Origin of the sequence: Paraburkholderia sp. UYCP14C (assembly GCF_004197395.1) — a bacterium.
Taxonomy (GTDB): domain Bacteria; phylum Pseudomonadota; class Gammaproteobacteria; order Burkholderiales; family Burkholderiaceae; genus Paraburkholderia.
This window is the reverse complement of record NZ_SELS01000302.1, coordinates 1-789: the sequence shown is the minus strand read 5'-3', so window position 1 is coordinate 789 and position 789 is coordinate 1. Positions and strand designations below refer to the sequence as shown.

At 58.9% G+C, this 789-nt stretch carries 1 protein-coding gene; it reads right to left on the bottom strand.

All coding sequences use genetic code 11. From position 1 onward, the window contains the following. Window positions 1-54: 54 nt before the first annotated feature. Window positions 55-765, bottom strand: coding sequence for an IS6 family transposase (locus EVC45_RS44950; RefSeq protein ID WP_373683140.1), 711 nt, complete (start codon window positions 763-765; stop codon window positions 55-57). Window positions 766-789 lie beyond the last annotated feature (24 nt).

Here is a 789-nt window from a genome sequence, read left to right as displayed (position 1 = left end):
GGTTCTGGTGCAAATAGGCAAGCGGGTTGAGAAGTTCCCTATATGCAGGAGACCTTATCGAGCGGACAGCACCGCAATCGATACGGCAGGCGCAGCGGCATCCTTGAGGCCGAGTTTCGCGAGATCGAACTGGCCCTTGCGAATGCGATACGTCAACTCGATGCCTGAAATCGTGGTCGCGGCGCTCCTGAACCGTTTGAATCCAAGCATCGGGTTCGTTCGCGACTTGATGTGGCGATGGTCCTGCTCGATCACGTTGTTCAGATATTTTGAGGACCGAACCTTCGTGTCTTCAGGCAGCAGACCATCGGCCTTCATCTCGCGCACCGCGCGGTGCGAGGCTGCATACCCGTCAAGCGTGATGGTCTCCGGTGACTGGCCCTGATGCCTGATGGCCTTGCTGAAAAAGGCTTTGGCTGCGGCCACGTCGCGCCGCGCCCTGAGCATGAAGTCCACGGTCTGACCAGTCCGATCCACCGCCCGGTACAGGTAGACCCACCTGCCGCGAATCTTCAGGTAGGTCTCGTCGACCCGCCACGAGCGACCCGCAGCCGTAGCAAAGCGGTTCCAGCGTTTGACGAACTCGGGCGTATAACGCCTCACCCAGCGCAGGATCGTCGTGTGAGCCAACGACAAGCCCCGTTCGGCCATCATCTCAACCAGATCGCGAAGGCTGAGCTTGTAGCGCAGGTACCAGCGAACGCACAGAATGATGATCTCCCGATCAAAATGGCGTCCACCGAACAACTCCTCCAGACTCTTCAGCTTGCTCATCGCGGGTCATCAGTT